The sequence below is a fragment of the Streptomyces sp. FIT100 genome, assembly GCF_024584805.1.
Lineage (GTDB): Bacteria > Actinomycetota > Actinomycetes > Streptomycetales > Streptomycetaceae > Streptomyces.
On record NZ_CP075715.1, the window covers coordinates 1,653,448 to 1,670,151 of the forward strand.

The 16,704-nt window shown below is 71.4% G+C and carries 16 protein-coding genes; 5 read left to right on the top strand and 11 right to left on the bottom strand.

The genetic code is table 11. The annotated features are described in order from the left end of the window. Positions 1 to 14 precede the first annotated feature (14 nt). From tal to pgl, 4 genes are read left to right on the top strand one after another with little or no spacing between them, the layout of a single operon-like run. The gene (tal, locus tag KK483_RS07200; RefSeq protein ID WP_262004373.1) at positions 15 to 1,133 is read left to right on the top strand and encodes a transaldolase; all 1,119 of its coding nucleotides are present in this window, start codon (positions 15 to 17) and stop codon (positions 1,131 to 1,133) included. A 5-nt stretch (positions 1,134 to 1,138) separates the two neighbouring features. Next, a complete protein-coding gene (gene zwf, locus KK483_RS07205; protein WP_262004374.1) occupies positions 1,139 to 2,677 on the top strand; it encodes a glucose-6-phosphate dehydrogenase in 1,539 nt (512 codons plus the stop codon). Then, on the top strand, positions 2,674 to 3,699 hold the full coding sequence (gene opcA, locus KK483_RS07210) for a glucose-6-phosphate dehydrogenase assembly protein OpcA (protein WP_262004375.1): 1,026 nt from the start codon (positions 2,674 to 2,676) through the stop codon (positions 3,697 to 3,699). The genes zwf and opcA overlap by 4 nt, the downstream gene beginning before the upstream one ends. Then, positions 3,696 to 4,478 carry a 6-phosphogluconolactonase gene (gene pgl / locus KK483_RS07215; protein ID WP_262004376.1) on the top strand — a complete coding sequence of 261 codons (783 nt, stop codon included), beginning with the start codon at positions 3,696 to 3,698 and terminating at the stop codon, positions 4,476 to 4,478. Before opcA ends, pgl begins: the two co-directional genes overlap by 4 nt. 119 nt (positions 4,479 to 4,597) lie before the next feature. Here pgl and KK483_RS07220 read toward each other — a convergent pair whose 3' ends face one another. The 6 genes from KK483_RS07220 to KK483_RS07245 all read right to left on the bottom strand — a co-directional run bounded on the left by KK483_RS07220 (position 4,598) and on the right by KK483_RS07245 (position 11,595). After that, positions 4,598 to 6,109 (bottom strand): PH domain-containing protein, encoded by a 1,512-nt coding sequence (locus KK483_RS07220; protein WP_262004377.1) that lies wholly within the window; start codon positions 6,107 to 6,109, stop codon positions 4,598 to 4,600. A 13-nt stretch (positions 6,110 to 6,122) separates the two neighbouring features. Beyond that, positions 6,123 to 6,623: a PH domain-containing protein gene (locus tag KK483_RS07225; RefSeq protein ID WP_262004378.1), complete on the bottom strand. Its 501-nt coding sequence runs from the start codon at positions 6,621 to 6,623 to the stop codon at positions 6,123 to 6,125. A 4-nt stretch (positions 6,624 to 6,627) separates the two neighbouring features. After that, positions 6,628 to 8,364 carry a glucose-6-phosphate isomerase gene (gene pgi, locus KK483_RS07230; protein WP_399013562.1) on the bottom strand — a complete coding sequence of 579 codons (1,737 nt, stop codon included), beginning with the start codon at positions 8,362 to 8,364 and terminating at the stop codon, positions 6,628 to 6,630. A 49-nt stretch (positions 8,365 to 8,413) separates the two neighbouring features. Beyond that, positions 8,414 to 9,631 (bottom strand): MFS transporter, encoded by a 1,218-nt coding sequence (locus tag KK483_RS07235; protein ID WP_262004380.1) that lies wholly within the window; start codon positions 9,629 to 9,631, stop codon positions 8,414 to 8,416. Positions 9,632 to 9,738: 107 nt separating this feature from the next. Continuing rightward, positions 9,739 to 10,521, bottom strand: a complete 783-nt coding sequence (locus KK483_RS07240; protein WP_262004381.1) for an SIS domain-containing protein — start codon at positions 10,519 to 10,521, stop codon at positions 9,739 to 9,741. 102 nt (positions 10,522 to 10,623) lie between these two features. Then, positions 10,624 to 11,595, bottom strand: coding sequence for an N-acetylglucosamine kinase (locus tag KK483_RS07245; RefSeq protein WP_262004382.1), 972 nt, complete (start codon positions 11,593 to 11,595; stop codon positions 10,624 to 10,626). Positions 11,596 to 11,685: 90 nt separating this feature from the next. Here KK483_RS07245 and KK483_RS07250 point away from each other — a divergent pair, with 90 nt between their 5' ends. Continuing rightward, positions 11,686 to 12,546, top strand: coding sequence for a MurR/RpiR family transcriptional regulator (locus tag KK483_RS07250; protein WP_262004383.1), 861 nt, complete (start codon positions 11,686 to 11,688; stop codon positions 12,544 to 12,546). 109 nt (positions 12,547 to 12,655) lie between these two features. Here KK483_RS07250 and KK483_RS07255 read toward each other — a convergent pair whose 3' ends face one another. The 5 genes from KK483_RS07255 to gap form a co-directional block, all read right to left on the bottom strand. Continuing rightward, a complete protein-coding gene (locus KK483_RS07255) occupies positions 12,656 to 12,991 on the bottom strand; it encodes an RNA polymerase-binding protein RbpA (RefSeq protein WP_078503510.1) in 336 nt (111 codons plus the stop codon). Positions 12,992 to 13,101: 110 nt separating this feature from the next. Next, entirely contained in the window at positions 13,102 to 13,332 is a 231-nt protein-coding gene (gene secG, locus KK483_RS07260) for a preprotein translocase subunit SecG (protein ID WP_262009381.1), read from the bottom strand. A gap of 147 nt (positions 13,333 to 13,479) precedes the next feature. After that, complete coding sequence (gene tpiA, locus KK483_RS07265; RefSeq protein ID WP_262004384.1) at positions 13,480 to 14,271, bottom strand: triose-phosphate isomerase; 792 nt, start codon at positions 14,269 to 14,271, stop codon at positions 13,480 to 13,482. Between the two features lie 7 nt (positions 14,272 to 14,278). Continuing rightward, positions 14,279 to 15,499 (bottom strand): phosphoglycerate kinase, encoded by a 1,221-nt coding sequence (locus KK483_RS07270; protein WP_262004385.1) that lies wholly within the window; start codon positions 15,497 to 15,499, stop codon positions 14,279 to 14,281. A 110-nt stretch (positions 15,500 to 15,609) separates the two neighbouring features. Then, on the bottom strand, positions 15,610 to 16,614 hold the full coding sequence (gene gap, locus KK483_RS07275) for a type I glyceraldehyde-3-phosphate dehydrogenase (RefSeq protein WP_262004386.1): 1,005 nt from the start codon (positions 16,612 to 16,614) through the stop codon (positions 15,610 to 15,612). Between the last annotated feature and the right edge of the window lie 90 nt (positions 16,615 to 16,704).

The window sequence follows — 16,704 nt, forward strand, 5'->3', positions numbered from 1 at the left end:
GAGATGCAACTCTCATGACAGACGCACTCAAGCGCCTCTCCGACGAAGGCGTCGCGATCTGGCTCGACGACCTGTCGCGCAAGCGGATCACATCCGGCAACCTGGCCGAACTGATCGACCAGCAGCATGTCGTGGGCGTCACCACCAACCCGTCGATCTTCCAGAAGGCCATCTCGTCCGGCGACGGCTACGAGCAGCAGCTCGCGGACCTCGCCGCCCGCAAGGTGACCGTCGAGGAAGCCCTGCGGATGATCACGACGGCGGACGTGCGGGACGCGGCGGACGTGCTGCGCCCGGTGTTCGACGCGACGGGCGGTCAGGACGGCCGCGTGTCGATCGAGGTCGACCCGCGCCTCGCGCACAACACGAAGGCGACGATCGCCGAGGCCAAGCAGCTGGCCTGGCTGGTGGACCGGCCGAACACGTTCATCAAGATCCCGGCCACCAAGGCGGGTCTGCCGGCGATCACCGAGGTCATCGGCCTCGGCATCAGCGTCAACGTGACGCTGATCTTCTCGCTGGAGCGCTACCGCGAGGTCATGGACGCCTACCTGGCCGGTCTGGAGAAGGCCAAGGCCGCGGGCCTCGACCTCTCGAAGATCCGTTCGGTGGCGTCGTTCTTCGTGTCCCGGGTGGACACCGAGATCGACAAGCGGCTGGACGCGCTGGGCACGGCGGAGGCCGAGGACGCGCGCGGCAAGGCCGCCGTGGCCAACGCCCGCCTCGCCTACGAGGCGTACGAGGAGGTCTTCTCCTCGGACCGCTGGCTCGCGCTGGACAAGGCGCAGGCCAACAAGCAGCGTCCGCTGTGGGCCTCGACGGGCGTCAAGGACCCGGCGTACAAGGACACGCTGTACGTGGACGATCTGGTCGCGCCTGGCACGGTCAACACCATGCCGGAGGCCACGCTGAACGCGGTCGCCGACCACGGGCAGATCACGGGCGACGCGGTGCGCGGTACGTACGAGCAGGCGCGCGCCGAGCTCGACGCCGTCGAGAAGCTCGGGATCTCGTACGACGACGTGGTGCAGCTGCTGGAGGACGAGGGCGTCGAGAAGTTCGAGGCGTCCTGGAACGATCTGCTCAAGTCGACGCAGGCGGAGCTCGAACGCCTCGCTCCCTCGGAGGGCTGAGACCCTTGACCACGCTTTCCGGCACCGGGGCGAATCCGCTCCGTGACGCCGCGGACCGACGGCTCCCGCGTATCGCGGGGCCGTCGGGCCTGGTCATCTTCGGCGTCACGGGCGATTTGTCCCGCAAGAAGTTGATGCCCGCCGTCTACGACCTCGCCAACCGCGGACTGCTGCCGCCCGGCTTCTCGCTCGTGGGCTTCGCCCGCCGCGAGTGGCACGACGAGGACTTCGCCCAGGTGGTCCACGACGCGGTGAAGCAGCACGCCCGCACCCCCTTCCGCGAGGAGGTCTGGCAGCAGCTGATCCAGGGGATGCGGTTCGTCCAGGGCGACTTCGACGACGACGAGGCGTTCGAGAACCTGAAGAAGACGATCGCGGAGCTCGACCAGGAGCAGGGCACGGGCGGCAACTTCGCCTTCTACCTCTCCGTGCCGCCGAAGTTCTTCCCCAAGGTCGTCAAGCAGCTCAAGAAGCACGGGCTCGCCGACCAGAAGGACGGCTCGTGGCGGCGCGCCGTCATCGAGAAGCCCTTCGGCCACGACCTGGCGTCGGCCACCGAGCTCAACCAGGTGGTCCACGAGGTCTTCCCGGCCGACGCGGTCTTCCGCATCGACCACTACCTCGGCAAGGAGACCGTCCAGAACATCCTGGCGCTCCGCTTCGCCAACACCCTCTTCGAGCCGATCTGGAACCGGTCGTACGTCGACCATGTCCAGATCACCATGGCCGAGGACATCGGCATCGGCGGCCGTGCCGGCTACTACGACGGCATCGGCGCCGCCCGCGACGTCATCCAGAACCACCTGCTCCAGTTGCTCGCGCTGACCGCGATGGAGGAGCCCGCCTCCTTCGACGCGGACGCGCTGGCGGCGGAGAAGACCAAGGTGCTGGGTGCGGTCAAGCTCCCGAAGGACCTGGCCAAGAGCACCGTGCGCGCGCAGTACACGGGCGCCTGGCAGGGCGGCGAGAAGGTCATCGGCTACCTCCAGGAAGACGGCATCGACCCCAAGTCGAAGACCGACACCTACGCGGCGGTCAAGCTGTCGATCGACAACCGCCGCTGGGCGGGCGTGCCGTTCTACCTGCGGACGGGCAAGCGGCTCGGCCGCCGGGTCACCGAGATCGCCGTCGTCTTCCAGCGCGCCCCGCACTCGCCCTTCGACCGCACGGCCACCGAGGAGCTGGGGCAGAACGCCCTGGTGATCCGGGTCCAGCCGGACGAGGGCGTGACGATGCGGTTCGGCTCCAAGGTGCCCGGCACGTCGATGGAGGTGCGGGACGTCTCCATGGACTTCGCGTACGGCGAGTCCTTCACGGAGTCCAGCCCCGAGGCGTACGAGCGGCTGATCCTGGACGTCCTGCTCGGTGACTCCAACCTCTTCCCGAGGCTGGCGGAGGTCGAGCTGTCCTGGAAGATCCTCGACCCGATCGAGGAGTTCTGGGACCGGCACGGCAAGCCCGCACAGTATGCGGCCGGGACCTGGGGTCCGGCCGAGGCGGACGAAATGCTCGCACGAGACGGACGGAGCTGGCGTCGGCCATGAAGATCGACCTTACGGACACCACCTCCAGCAAGATCAACAAGGCGCTGGTGCAGGGCCGGCGGGCGATCGGCACACCGGCCGTCGGCATGGTCCTCACGCTCGTCATCGTCACGGACGAGGAGAACGCCTACGACGCGCTGAAGGCGGCCAACGACGCGTCGCGCGAGCACCCCTCGCGCACGCTCGTCGTCATCAAGCGTGTCTCGCGCTCGCCGCGGGACCGGGCGAAGGCCCGCCTCGACGCGGAGGTGCGGGTCGGCGCGGACGCCGTCACGGGCGAGACCGTCGTGCTCCGGCTGTACGGCGAGGTCATCGACCACGCCCAGTCCGTGGTCCTGCCGCTGCTGCTGCCCGACGCGCCGGTCGTGGCGTGGTGGCCGGTGAACGCCCCGACCGACCCGGCGTCCGACCCGCTGGGCGCGCTGGCCCAGCGCCGGGTGACCGACACCTACGCCTGCGAGCAGCCGATCGCGGAGCTGACCGGGCGTGCCGACGCGTACACCCCGGGCGACACGGATCTGGCCTGGACGCGGATCACCCCCTGGCGTTCGATGCTGGCGGCCGCGCTGGACCAGGCGCCGGTCGAGGCCACCGGGGCGGAGGTCACGGGCGAGGAGTTCAACCCGAGCTGCGAGCTGCTCGCGATGTGGCTCGCGGACCGGCTGAAGGTACCGGTCAAGCGCTCGGTGTCGCCCGGCCCAGGACTCACGGCCGTACGGCTGGAGACGAAGGGCGGCCCGATCGTCCTGGGCCGGGCGGACGGCTCGGTGGCGACGCTCTCCATCCAGGGCCAGCCCGACCGCGCGGTGGCGCTGAAGCGCCGGGACACGGCCGAGCTGATCGCTGAGGAGCTGCGGCGCCTCGACCCCGACGACACGTATGCCATGGCGCTGCGGTACGGGGTGGACCGGCTGAACGACGAGTCGGCAGAGGCCGCCGCCGGGGCGGCTGCGGGCTCCGCGCCCGCCGCGGCGAAGCCGCCGGCCAAGAAGGCCCCCGCCAAGAAGGCGGCGGCGAAGTGAGCGCTCCCCAACTCGTCGTCCACCGCGACAAGGAGCTGATGGCGCAGGCCGCGGCGGCCCGGTTGATCACGAAGATCGTGGACTCCCAGGCCGCGCGCGGCTTCGCATCGGTGGTCCTCACCGGTGGGCGCAACGGGAACGGCCTGCTGGCCGCGCTGGCCGCGGCGCCCGCGCGGGACGCGATCGACTGGTCACGGCTCGATGTGTGGTGGGGCGACGAGCGGTTCCAGCCCGAGGGCGACCCGGAGCGCAATGTCACCCAGGCCCGGGCGGCGCTGCTGGACTCGGTCCCGCTGGACCCGTCCCGGGTGCATGCGATGCCGGCGTCCGACGGTCCGAACGGCAACGACGCGGATGCCGCTGCCGCCGCCTATGCGGCGGAACTGGCCGCGGCTGCGGGCCCCGAGGACCATGGCGACGTGCCCACCTTCGACGTCCTGATGCTCGGCGTCGGCCCGGACACGCATGTCGCCTCGCTCTTTCCCGAGCTCCCGGGCGTCCGCGAGACCGAGCGCACGGTCGTCGGGGTGCACGGCGCGCCGAAGCCCCCGCCGACCCGGATCTCGCTGACGTTGCCGGCGATCCGCGCGGCCCGCGAGGTCTGGCTCCTCGCTGCGGGCGAGGACAAGGCGAACGCCGCGGCGATCGCGCTCTCGGGCGCGGGCGAGATCCAGGCGCCGGCGGCCGGGGCGTACGGCCGCTCGCGCACGCTGTGGCTCCTCGACGCGGCGGCGGCGTCCCAGCTCCCCCGGAGCCTCTACCCTCCGGCGTCGCCCTGAGCCCTTCGCCCCGAGCCCTCGGGCTCATCTGCCCGTCATCGGCCCGACGGCCCGGTGCCCCACCACGGCGGCACCGGGCCGTCACCGTTCGGGGTGGGGCGGAGCCACGGCGGCGGCCGTCACCGTTCGGAGTGGGGCGGGGAGCGGTCCAGGAACGGCTCCAGCAGGCCCGGGACCGCACGGGAAGCGAAGTCCAGCACTTCGTGCCGGTCCGCGTCGGGGACCGAGTAGGCGCCATCCCCCGCCGCCGTCGTCGCGGTCAGTGTGAGTACGCCCGCCCGGCGCTGGAACCAGGACTGCTTGAGCGTCCAGCCGATCACCCCGCCGCGCTGGAGCGCGACCGTCCGGCGCCGCACCGTCCCGGACCGGGCGAGCAGGTAGTCGCCGGAGATCGCATGCCCCAGGCTCCGGTACGCGTCGAGCGCGAGGAGCACGGCGAGCGGGAGGAACACCACGACGCACGCCGCCGCGACGTACAGCAGGGACTCGGAGAGCAGGAGCCCCGGCATGGCGAGGGCCGCCGACGGCAGGAGCACCGCGGACACCGCCCAGCGCAACCGGCGTGAGCGGGCGGCGCGCGGGTGCGGGGTGAGCGGGGCGCTTGTCGGGGCGCCGGCCTCGCGGAGCACGAGCGCGGCGACCTCGTCGGCGACGTCCCGTGGCGCGGGCGGCAGCAGTGTCTTGAGGTCGGCGCGGCGTTCGTCCTCGTTCCGCGCCAGGCCGGTCGCGACCGCGTCCACCCGGGCGGCGCCGAACAGCCGTACCCCGAGCGGCTCGACGAGCTCGACCCCGCGCAGGCGCCGCTCCTCGATGGATATCGAGCGGGAGGTGAGGAGCCCGCGGCGGACCCTCAGGGTGCCGCCGGGCTCGCGCTCCATCCGGTAGCCGAACCACATCTCGACCCAGAGGCCCAGCGCGCCGACGACCCCCGCCACCAGGGTGGCGGCGGCCAGGACGACGACGGTCCACACGACCGGGGTGTCCCGGAAGACGCCGGCCACCCAGTCGATGACCTTTCCCTGCACCCCGAACCACTGGCTGACCTGCATCACGGCACCTGCCGCGGCGCCGCCCAGCAGCGGGGCGACGAACGACACCGGCGCGTAGCGGATCCAGCCGGTGTCGAGGACGGCCAGCGCGCCGTCCCGCCGAAGGCCCGGGGCCGGTCCTTCGGCGACCCGGGAGAGCAGCTCGCGACGCAAGCGCTCGCCCTCCGCCGTGCTCACCGGGTCGAGCTCCAGGGACGACTCGCCGCCGGTGTGCTCGCCGGTGCCGATCCGCACCTTGACGAGGCCCAGTATCCGCAGCAGCGGGTTGGCGGTGAGATCGACGGTGCGGATGCGCTCGCGCGCCAGGGAGCGGCGTTTGACCAGCAACAGCCCGGTGTGGAGCTCGACGCGCTCCGGCCCGATCCGGTAGTGCGTGCGCCGCCAGCGGACGTAGTCGGCGCCCGCGCCCGCCGCGATGAGCACGGCGCAGCCCGCGGCGACCCAGACGAGCGCCTGCCACCAGGGCATGCCGCCGGCCAGTCCGAGCAGGGCCGGCAGGGCGGCGCCGCCCGCGACCCCGGTCATGACGGCGGCCGTGACGAGGACCGTGCGCCGGTCGAGCCTCAGCCAGCCGTCGCTCATGCGGCGTCCCCGCTCATGTGGCGTCCCCGGGTGTCGCCTGGGTGATCCGGGTCAGCTGCCCGGCCAGCTCCGCCGCCAGCTCGTGGTCCAGGCCCTCGATCCGGATGGCGCCCTTGGACGAGGCCGTGGTGACGGTGACGGTGGCGAGCCGGAACGCCTGCTCCAGGGGGCCGCGCACGGTGTCCACGGTCTGGATCCGGGACATCGGGGCGATGCGCCACTCCTGCCAGAACGCGCCGGTGCGGACGTACACCGCTTCGTCCGTGACCTCCCAGCGGTGCACCCGGTACCACCAGGAGGGAAGGAAGACCGTGCAGGCCAGGCCGGCGACGGCGACGATGCCCGCGGCGCCCAGGAGCCAGGCCCTGGCAGGCCCGATGAGCGCGCCGAGGACGCCGAGCACCAGCACCGGCACCGCGGTCGTCACCAGCCACTGGGCGCGCCACCAGCCGACGGCCCGCTCGTTGACCCTGTTGTTCGGCGGTCTCAGCCGCACGGTCCCCTCCCCCGTCATCGGATCAGCGGCCGCGCAGTGTCCGGTACGCGTCCACGAGCGCGGCGGTCGAACTGTCGAGCTCCTCGCCTCCGCCCGCCGCGTCAGCGGCTGATGTCACGGTCTCGGTCAGTACGGGCTCGATCCGCTTGGCCAGGACCTTGCCCAGCTCGACGCCCCACTGGTCGAAGGAGTCGATGTTCCACACGGCGCCCTGGACGAACACCTTGTGCTCGTAGAGCGCGATCAGCTGCCCCAGCACGGAGGGGGTCAGCTCCCTGGCGAGGATCGTGGTCGTCGGGTGGTTGCCCACGAACGTCTTGTGCGGGACGAGCTCCTCCGCGACGCCCTCCGCCCGCACCTCGTCGGGGGTCTTGCCGAAGGCCAGCGCCTGGGTCTGGGCGAAGAAGTTGGCCATCAGCAGATCGTGCTGGGCGACCAGTGCGGGCCGCAGGTCGGGGACGGGCTGGGCGAAGCCGATGAAGTCGGCCGGGATGATCTTCGTGCCCTGGTGGATCAACTGGTAGTACGCGTGCTGCCCGTTGGTCCCGGGCGTGCCCCAGACGACCGGCCCGGTCTGCCAGTCGACTCGGTTGCCGTCGCGGTCCACGGACTTGCCGTTGGACTCCATGTCGAGCTGCTGGAGATAGGCCGTGAACTTGCTCAGGTAGTGCGAGTACGGCAGCACCGCGTGCGACTGGGCGTCGAAGAAGCCGCCGTACCAGACGCCGAGGAGGCCCAGCAGCAGCGGAGCGTTCTCCTCCGGCGAAGCGGTGCGGAAGTGCTCGTCGACGAGGTGGAAGCCGTCGAGCATCTCGCGGAAGCGGTCCGGGCCGATGGCGATCATCAGCGAGAGCCCGATGGCCGAGTCGTACGAGTACCGCCCGCCGACCCAGTCCCAGAACTCGAACATGTTGGCGGTGTCGATGCCGAACTCGTCGACCTTCTCGGCATTGGTCGACAGCGCCACGAAGTGCTTGGCGACGGCCTCCTGGCCGGCCTTCAGCTCGTCGAGCAGCCAGGTGCGGGCGGAGGTCGCGTTGGTGATGGTCTCGATGGTGGTGAAGGTCTTGGACGCGATGATGAACAGCGTCTCGGCCGCGTCGAGGTCGCGGACCGCCTCGTGCAGATCCGCCCCGTCCACGTTCGACACGAAACGAAACGTCAGATCCCGTGCGGTGTACGAGCGCAGCGCCTCGTAGGCCATGGCGGGGCCGAGGTCGGAGCCGCCGATGCCGATGTTGACGACGTTCTTGATGGGCTTTCCGGTGTGGCCGGTCCAGCTGCCCGAACGGATCTGCTCCGAGAACGCGCCCATCTTGTCGAGCACGGCGTGCACGGCGGGGACCACGTTCTCGCCGTCGACCTCGATGACGGCATCGCGAGGGGCGCGCAGCGCGGTGTGCAGTACGGCCCGCTTCTCGGTGATGTTGATCTTCTCGCCGCGGAACATGGCGTCCCGCAGCCCGGCGACGTCGGCGGCCGCTGCGAGCTCGCGCAGCAGCGCCAGCGTCTCGTCGGTCACCAGGTGCTTGGAGTAGTCGAGGTGGAGGTCACCGACCTGGAGGGTGAACCGGCTGCCGCGGTCGGCATCGGCGGCGAACAGCTCCCGCAGATGTGCGTCGGCCAGCTGCTCGCGGTGTTTGCCGAGAGCGGCCCATTCGGGCATCCGATTGAGCCGGGTACGTCCCACCCGTCGCCCACCAACACCCTTGTTCGGAGCGCTTCGCGCACGCCCTTCGCTTGCGTTCATTCCGGACATCAGCCCACTTCTTCTCGTACCTGCCTGCGTGCCCCGCTGCTCCACCAACCTAATTGATCTGAGGGGTCAGTGACGCGACGGCGAGCGTGAACAGTGCCGCCGCCACCAGCGCGGGTGTGTTCAGCCCCCAGGCGGCCGCGGCCCCGCCGCCCAGCAGCGCCCCGAGCGGGGCCCCGGCGACCGCGAGCGTGCGGAAGGCCGAGCCGATGCGGCCCAGCATCCCGTCGGGGCTGCGCTCCTGCATCAGCGTCACCTGATTGGCGTTCCACACCAGCCCCATGAAGCCGAACAGCGCCATCGCCGCGACGGTCGCCCACAGCTCGCGGACCGTCCCCATGGCGAGGAGGCAGCCGGTCTGCACACACCCGGCGAGGAACACGCTGCGTATCCGGCCCGTCCGCTCGGCCAGCCGCCGGGCGAGGATGCCTCCGGCGACGGCGCCCGCGCCGTACGCCGTCACGGCCGCGGCATAGCCGCCGTTGCCCGCGTCCAGCCAGCCGGTGACATGCAGGACGAGGGTGGCGATGAGGGCGCCCATGCCGATGTTGCAAAGGGTGGTCGCCGTGCACAGCGACCGCAGCGTCCGGTCGCGCCACAGGGCCCGGACGCCCTCGGCGATCTCCGCCCGCAGGGTGGACCCGGTCTTGCGGCGCTGCCGCTCGGGGCCCGCCGCCGGCAGCGACGCCACCAGCAGCGCCGCCAGCACATAGGTCGCCGCGTCCGCCGCGTACGGCACGGCGGCGCCCGCGACGAGCAGCACGGGCACGAGGGGGCCCGCCAGGAAGGTGCCGGCCAGCTGCTGTCCGGTCTGGAGCCGGGCGTTGGCACTGCCGAGCGACCCGGCGGGCACCAGGGACGGCAGGAGAGCCGTCGCGGCGTTGTCGAAGAGGGTCTGGAGCGTGGTGAGCGCGAAGGCCACGGCCATCAGAAGGGCGACCGAGGCGTGGCCGAGCGCGACGGCGAGCGCGAACGCGGCCATCAGCGCGCCCCGCACCAGGTCGACGGCCCACATCGCCCGCCGCTGGTCGACGCGGTCGGCCACCGCCCCGCCCAGCAGCCCGAAGAGCAGCCAGGGCAGATGGCCGCAGGCGGTCACCGAGGCGATGAGCAGCGGATCATCGGTGAGCGACGCGGCGAGCAGCGGCATGGCGGCCGTGCGCAGCGAGTCGCCGAGCTTCGACACGACCGCCGCCGCCCACAGCCGCCCGAATCCGCCCCGCCAGGCGGGTGTTGCCGATGCGGTGCCCACTGCCTCCGCTGCTGCCACGGCGCCCCCTCGGATCGTCGATCGTCCACCGCTCACGACCGTAGGGGGCACCACTGACAACGGCGCGGGGCACGGGGCCTGATCCGGGCGGCAGGCCCTGGCCGGGATCAGTGTCCGCCGCGGTGCAGCCGCCCCTCGTAGCGGGCTTCGAGCACGGCGTTCCGGTCGTATCCGCCGGGCACGTTGGCGGAGATGTACACGGGGGGTTCGTGGCCCTCGGCGATGAGCAGGGCGACGGCCTCGGCGACGGTCATCTGGACGAGGAGCGAGGAGGTGAGCGTGGAGACCCCGCACAGGCCGCCGCCGTGGGGCAGCGGGAGGAGCGCGTCGCCGGTGGGCGCGCAGTTGTCGAGCACGGCGTCGGCGAGGTCGGCGAGCCGCTTGCCGCTGCTGTGCAGCGCGGGCACGGAGTTGGTGTGTTCCAGGGAGGTGAGGGCGATCAGCCGGTGGCCGGCGCTCTTCACATGGAGCGCCATGTCGACGATCGAGTTGTTGACGCCCGAGTTGGAGATGATCACGAACACGTCCTGGGGCCGCGGGGTGGCCAGGGCGTAGAGCCGTGCCGCAAGCCCCGGCGAGCGCTCCAGCAGCGGGTCGTCGAGGACCGAGCGGTCCTCTCCGCCGCGGAGCACGAGGTCGGCGAGGGACATCCGGCTGGTGGGCACGAGCCCGCCGGCCCGGCCCGCGATCTCCAGTGCGGCGGCCTGCGAGTGACCGGTGCCGAAGGCGTGGACGACGCCGTCCGCGGCGACGCAGTCCGCGACGAACCGGGCAGCCGCCGCGACGGAGTCCTTGTTGGCGGCGACCGCCCGCTCGAAGGCCAGGCGTCCTTGCTCGACGAAGAGGTCGGCGCCGAGCTGCGCGTGCGGGCTGTGCTGCGACTGAGGCATGGAGGAGCTCCCAAGGGTCACCGACGACGGGCCGACTGCTCACGTGAATTGATGATTCGCATCAGATCTCAACTCGCGGCTCAATGAATCAGCCCCAGCCACTCACGTCAAGAGCCGGGCGAGCTCCACCGCCCCGGCCGTGCCGTCCGGCACCGGCTCGGGCCGCAGCCCCGACTCCCCGGTGCGCGCCGCCAGTCGCTCCAGCAGCGGCCCGTGCGGTCCGAGCAGTCCACCGGTGGTGACCAGCGGCTCTCCGGGGCGGGGGGCCAACGCGCGCACCGTGGCGGCCAGTTCGTCGGCGGCGCGGTCCAGCAGGGCGCCGGCCACCCGGTCCCCCGCCGCGCCGGCCGCCGTCACGAAGGGGCTGAGCGCCGCGAGCCGCACCGGGGAGCCCGTGAAGGCGTGTCCGATGAGGCGCTCCCGGAGCGCCCTGCGACCGGCCCAGGACTCCGGCGTCCCCTCCTCGTACCCCAGGCAGTGTGCGAGCAGCGACTCCACCAGCGCGGTCCCCGGCCCGCGCCCGTCGAGCGCCCTCAGCACCGCGGTCAGCGCCTCGCGGCCCAGCCAGAACCCGCTGCCCGCGTCACCCAGCAGCCAGCCGTCCCCGTCGGCCGTGCGCACCGCCCGGCGGCCCGCCACGCGCGCGGCGACCGCACCGGTCCCGGCGATCACGACGAGCCCGTCGGCGGGAGCCCCCCGTCCCGAGGCGAAGGCGACGTCCACGTCTCCGTACACCTCCAGCGCCGCCGGCGACGCACCCACCGCGCCGAGCGCGTCGCCGAGGCAGCGGACGGCGAGTTCGAGCCCCCTGCCGGAACCTCCGTCGACCGCTCCGCCGGCGAAGCCGCCCACGACGGCCGCGACCGATCCGCCGAGCCCGGGCGGCACGGCAGCGGCGAGAGCGGTGGTGAGATGGCGGGTGAGGGCATCGCGCTCGACGCTGAGCGCGTTGCCGGGACCGCCCGTGCCCTCACCGACGACGGCACCGCTGTGCGCCTCCGCCGCGCGTGCCCGGACCCGGGTGCCGCCCGCGTCGACGCCGATGACCAGGACCTGGCTGAGAGAATCCGTCATGAGGTCGCATCGTGGTTGATAGATTCACCGAGGACAAGCCCCCTCCGGGGCCGGCACCCCGAACGCCGAGCACGGCAGAGACGAGCCGCCATGATCACCGCGCTGATCCGCTCCGAGCTGCCGCGGATGACGGGCTCCCTGCGCAGGGTCGGCGAGCACGTCCTGGCCGACCCCCCGGGGGTCACCTCCGTCTCCGCCGCCGAGCTCGGCCGCAGGACCGGCACGTCCCAGGCGTCCGTGACCCGCTTCTGCCGGGCGCTCGGCCTGGACTCGTACCAGCACCTGCTGCTGGAGCTCGCCAAGGAGCAGGGCGGCCGGGCCTCCGACGAGCGCCCGCTCGGTCCCGGAATCGGCCCGGACGACCCCCTGGACCACGTCGTGGCGGTCGTCGCCCAGGCCGATCTCCAGGCCCTGAGGCAGACCGCGGAGAGCCTCGACCGGGACGCCCTGGAACGTGCCGCGCGGGCCGTCGCCCGCGCCCGCCGCGTCGATGTCTACGGAGTGGGCGCCTCCGGCATCGTGGCGCGCGAGACGGAGGCCCGGCTGTTCGGTATCGGATGCGCCGCCCGGAGCTGGACCGAGGTGCATGCGGCGGAGACCTCCGCGGCCCTTCTGACGCCCGCCGACACGGTCGTGGCCCTGTCCCATTCCGGGACCACCCGCGAGGTCCTCAGCCCGCTCCAGCTCGCCGCCGAGCGGGGCGCCACGACCGTGGCCGTCACGGGCGATCCGCGCTCGCCCATCGCCGCCGCCGCGTCGGTCCATCTCACCTCGACGTCGGCGGAGACCAGCTTCCGGCGCGGTGGCTTCGGCACCCGGCACTCGGTCCTGCTGATCCTCGACTGCCTCTTCGCACGGGTGGCCCAGCTGACCTACCAACGGGCCACCGCCTCGCTCGCGTTGACCGCCCACATCGGCGAGGCGCACGCCGTACGCACACGGCGCCGCTGAAGCCGCTGAAGCCGCCGGAGCGGGGCCGTTGGGCGCCGGAACACGTCGGGCCCGGTTCGGGCGGGGAACCAGTCGATCCCCGCCCGAACCGGGCCCGTTGCTCAAACGCTCAGATCTCGCCCCGGAGCTTGGCGAGCGCCTCGGCGAGGATCGCCTCCCCGTCCGCGTCGCTGCGCCGCTCCCGCACATAGGCCAGGTGCGTCTTGTACGGCTCGGTGCGCGGCGGGTCCGGCGGGTTGTCCCGGTCCTGGCCGGCCGGGAACCCGCAGCGCGGGCAGTCCCAGCTGTCGGGAACCTGTGCGTCACTGGCGAAGCTCGGCTGCGTCTCGTGCCCGTTCGAGCACCAGAAGGAGATGCGGAGACGCGGTGCGGACTCGCCCCGCTCGGCCTCCCCCATCGGCCCCGCTCCGACCCGGCTTCCCCGGATCGCGTTGCCACTTGCCACGGTCGTAACTCCCTGCGTGATGGTGCTCGAAGATGCCCCAGTCTACGTAAGGCCCAACGCGCGTCCAGTGATTGGAGTTACACCCCCGCCCCCGGGACGCCCGCGGTGGGTCAGATGTCCAGCTTCATGAGCAGACCAAGTACGACAATGCACGCAAACCACATCAGGCCGAGCACGACGGTGATGCGGTCGAGGTTGCGCTCGGCGACCGAGGAGCCGCCGACGGAGGACTGCATGCCACCACCGAACATGTCGGAGAGGCCGCCGCCCTTCCCCTTGTGCATCAGCACCAGCAGCATCAGCAGCAGGCTGAAGACGATCAGGGCGATCGAGAACCCCATAATCACGGCTGGACCAACTTCCTCGGACGGGACAGGACTGGACTGGACAACGGAACATTATGATCAAGAAATCGGGGGCCGGGCCCGAAAGCCCCGGCCCCCGCAAGGGTACGACGGATCCGCCCTACGGCCTACTGCGGCCTGCTCTCACTGGTCGCGGAAGCGGACGATCTTGACGAACTCGTCGGCGTCCAGCGCCGCCCCGCCGACCAGAGCGCCGTCCACGTCGGGCTGCGCCATGATCGCGGCGACGTTGCCGGCCTTCACCGAGCCGCCGTACTGGATCCGCACCTTGTCGGCCAGCTCCTGGCTGTAGAGCTCGGCCAGCCGGCCGCGGATCGCCCCGCAGACCTCCTGGGCGTCCTCGGGGGTGGCCACCTCGCCGGTGCCGATGGCCCAGACGGGCTCGTACGCGATCACGATGGTCTCGGCCTGCTCGGCCGGGACGTCCTTCAGACCGCCGTCGACCTGGTTCAGCGTGTACTGCACCTGCTGGCCGGCCTTACGGATGTCCAGGCCCTCGCCGACGCAGAGGATCGGGGTCATGCCGTGCTTGAAAGCGGCCTTCACCTTGGCGTTGCAGAGCTCGTCCGACTCGGCGTGGTACTGGCGTCGCTCGGAGTGACCGACCGCCACGTAGGTGCACTTCAGCTTGGACAGCATCAGGCCCGAGATCTCGCCGGTGTAGGCACCGGAGTCGTGCGCCGAGATGTCCTGGGCACCGTACTTGATCTTGAGCTTGTCGCCGTCGACCAGGGTCTGCACCGAGCGCAGGTCGGTGAAGGGCGGCAGGACCGCGACCTCGACGGCGTCGTAGTCCTTGTCGGCGAGGGCGAAGGCGAGCTTCTGGACGTGGGCGATGGCCTCGAGGTGGTTGAGGTTCATCTTCCAGTTGCCCGCCATCAGCGGGGTGCGGCCAGAAGGGGTGGATGCAGTCATGGGTAGGTCAGTCCTCCAGTGCGGCGAGGCCGGGAAGCGTCTTGCCCTCGAGGTACTCGAGGCTCGCGCCGCCACCGGTCGAGATGTGGCCGAATGCGTTCTCGTCGAAGCCCAGCGTGCGGACGGCGGCGGCCGAGTCGCCACCGCCGACGACCGTGAACGCCTTGCTCTCCACGAGCGCCTGGGCGATTTCGCGGGTGCCGCCCGCGTAGTCGGGGTGCTCGAAGACGCCCAGCGGGCCGTTCCAGAACACCGTCTCGGCGTCGGCGACCTTCGACGCGTACAGCTCGCGCGTCTTCGGGCCGATGTCGAGGCCCTCCTGATCGGAGGGGATCTTGTCGGCGTCGACCGTGATGTACTCGGCCGGCGCCTTGGTCTTCAGATCGGGGAAGTCCGTCGAGGCGAGGACGTCGACCGGCAGCACCAGCTCGACGCCGGTCTTCTCGGCGCGCTCCATGTACTCGGTCACGACCGGGATCTGGTCCTCCTGGAGGAGCGAGATGCCGACCTCGTACCCCTTGGCCTTGAGGAAGGTGTAGGCCATACCGCCGCCGATCAGCAGGCGGTCGGCCTTGCCGAGCAGCTCGTCGATGACGGCGAGCTTGTCGGAGACCTTGGCACCGCCGAGGACGACCACGTACGGCCGCTTGACGTCCTCGGTGAGCTTCTTCAGGACGCCGACCTCGGTGGTGATCAGATAGCCGGCGGCGTGCGGCAGCCGGGCCGGGAGGTCGTACACCGAGGCGTGCTTGCGGTGGACGGCACCGAAGCCGTCGCCGACGTACACATCGGCGAGGGCGGCGAGCTGGTCGGCGAAAGCGCCGCGCTCCGCGTCGTCCTTGGCCGTCTCACCGGCGTTGAAGCGGAGGTTCTCGAGGACGGCGACGCCGCCGTCGGCGAGCCCGTCCACGGTCGCACGGGCCGAGTCGCCGACCGTGTCGGTCGCGAACGCCACTTCACCGGAAGGGCCTTCGAGCAGTTCACCGAGGCGCGCGGCGGCCGGGGCGAGCGAGAAGGCCGGGTCCGGGGCGCCCTTGGGACGGCCCAGGTGCGAGGCGACGATGACCCGGGCGCCCGCGTCGGCGAGGGCCTTCACGGTCGGCAGCACGGCGCGGATACGGCCGTCGTCGGTGATCGTCGTGCCGTCGAGCGGCACGTTGAGGTCGGCGCGGACGAAGACCCGCTTGCCGGCGACGCCTTCGGCGAGAAGTTCGTCGATCGTCTTCATGGGTGAGGTCTCCTAGGGAGGTCGTCGGGGACAAGCGTCAGGGCCCGGACGGCGCGTCCTCGCGCCGCCCGAGCCCCGCTGCTCACATCGAGGTGCCTACCGGCCGGAGATCAGAGCTTGCCGCCGACGAAGACGGTCAGGTCGACGAGGCGGTTGGAGTAGCCCCACTCGTTGTCGTACCAGCCGACGACCTTGACCTGCTTGCCCTGGACCATGGTCAGCTTCGAGTCGAAGGTGCAGGAAGCCGGCCAGTTGACGATGTCCGAGGAGACGATCGGGTCCTCGGTGTACTCCAGGATGCCCTTCAGCTGGCCCTCGGCGGCCTTCTGGAAGGCGGAGTTGATCTCGTCCTTGGTGACCTCGCGGTCGAGCTCCAGGACCAGGTCGGTCACGGAGCCGGTCGGGACCGGGACGCGCATGGCGATGCCGTCCAGCTTGCCCTTGAGCTGCGGAAGGACCAGCGCGGTGGCCTTCGCGGCACCGGTGGAGGTCGGGATGATGTTCTCCGCGGCGGCGCGGGCGCGGCGCAGGTCCTTGTGCGGGAAGTCCAGGATGCGCTGGTCGTTCGTGTACGCGTGGACGGTGGTCATCATGCCCTTGACGATGCCGAAGCTCTCGTCGAGGACCTTGGCCATCGGCGCCACACAGTTGGTGGTGCAGGAGGCGTTGGAGATGACGTGGTGCTTGGCCGCGTCGTACTTGTCCTGGTTGACGCCCATGACGATGGTGATGTCCTCGTCGGTGGCCGGAGCCGAGATGAGGACCTTCTTCGCGCCACCGGCGATGTGCTTCTCGGCGTCGGCCTTCTTCGTGAAGATGCCGGTCGACTCGATGACGATGTCGACGCCCAGCTCGCCCCAGGGGATGTCGGCCGGGTTGCGCTCGGAGAGCACCTTGATGGTGTGGCCGTCGACCGTGATGGTGTCGGCTGTGTGGCTGACCTCGGCCTTGAGGCGGCCGAGGATGGTGTCGTACTTCAGCAGATGAGCAGTGGTCGCGGTGTCACCCAGGTCGTTGACAGCCACGATCTCGATGTCAGCACCCTGCTCCAGCAGCGCGCGGAAGTAGTTACGACCGATGCGGCCAAAGCCGTTGATGCCTACGCGGATCGTCACGAACCGATCTCCTCGTTAGGTACGCCGGTTTCGACGCCGGCGAGTTTTATAGGGATGTCCCCGACCGCCTACGACCCTACCTCCCCAGGG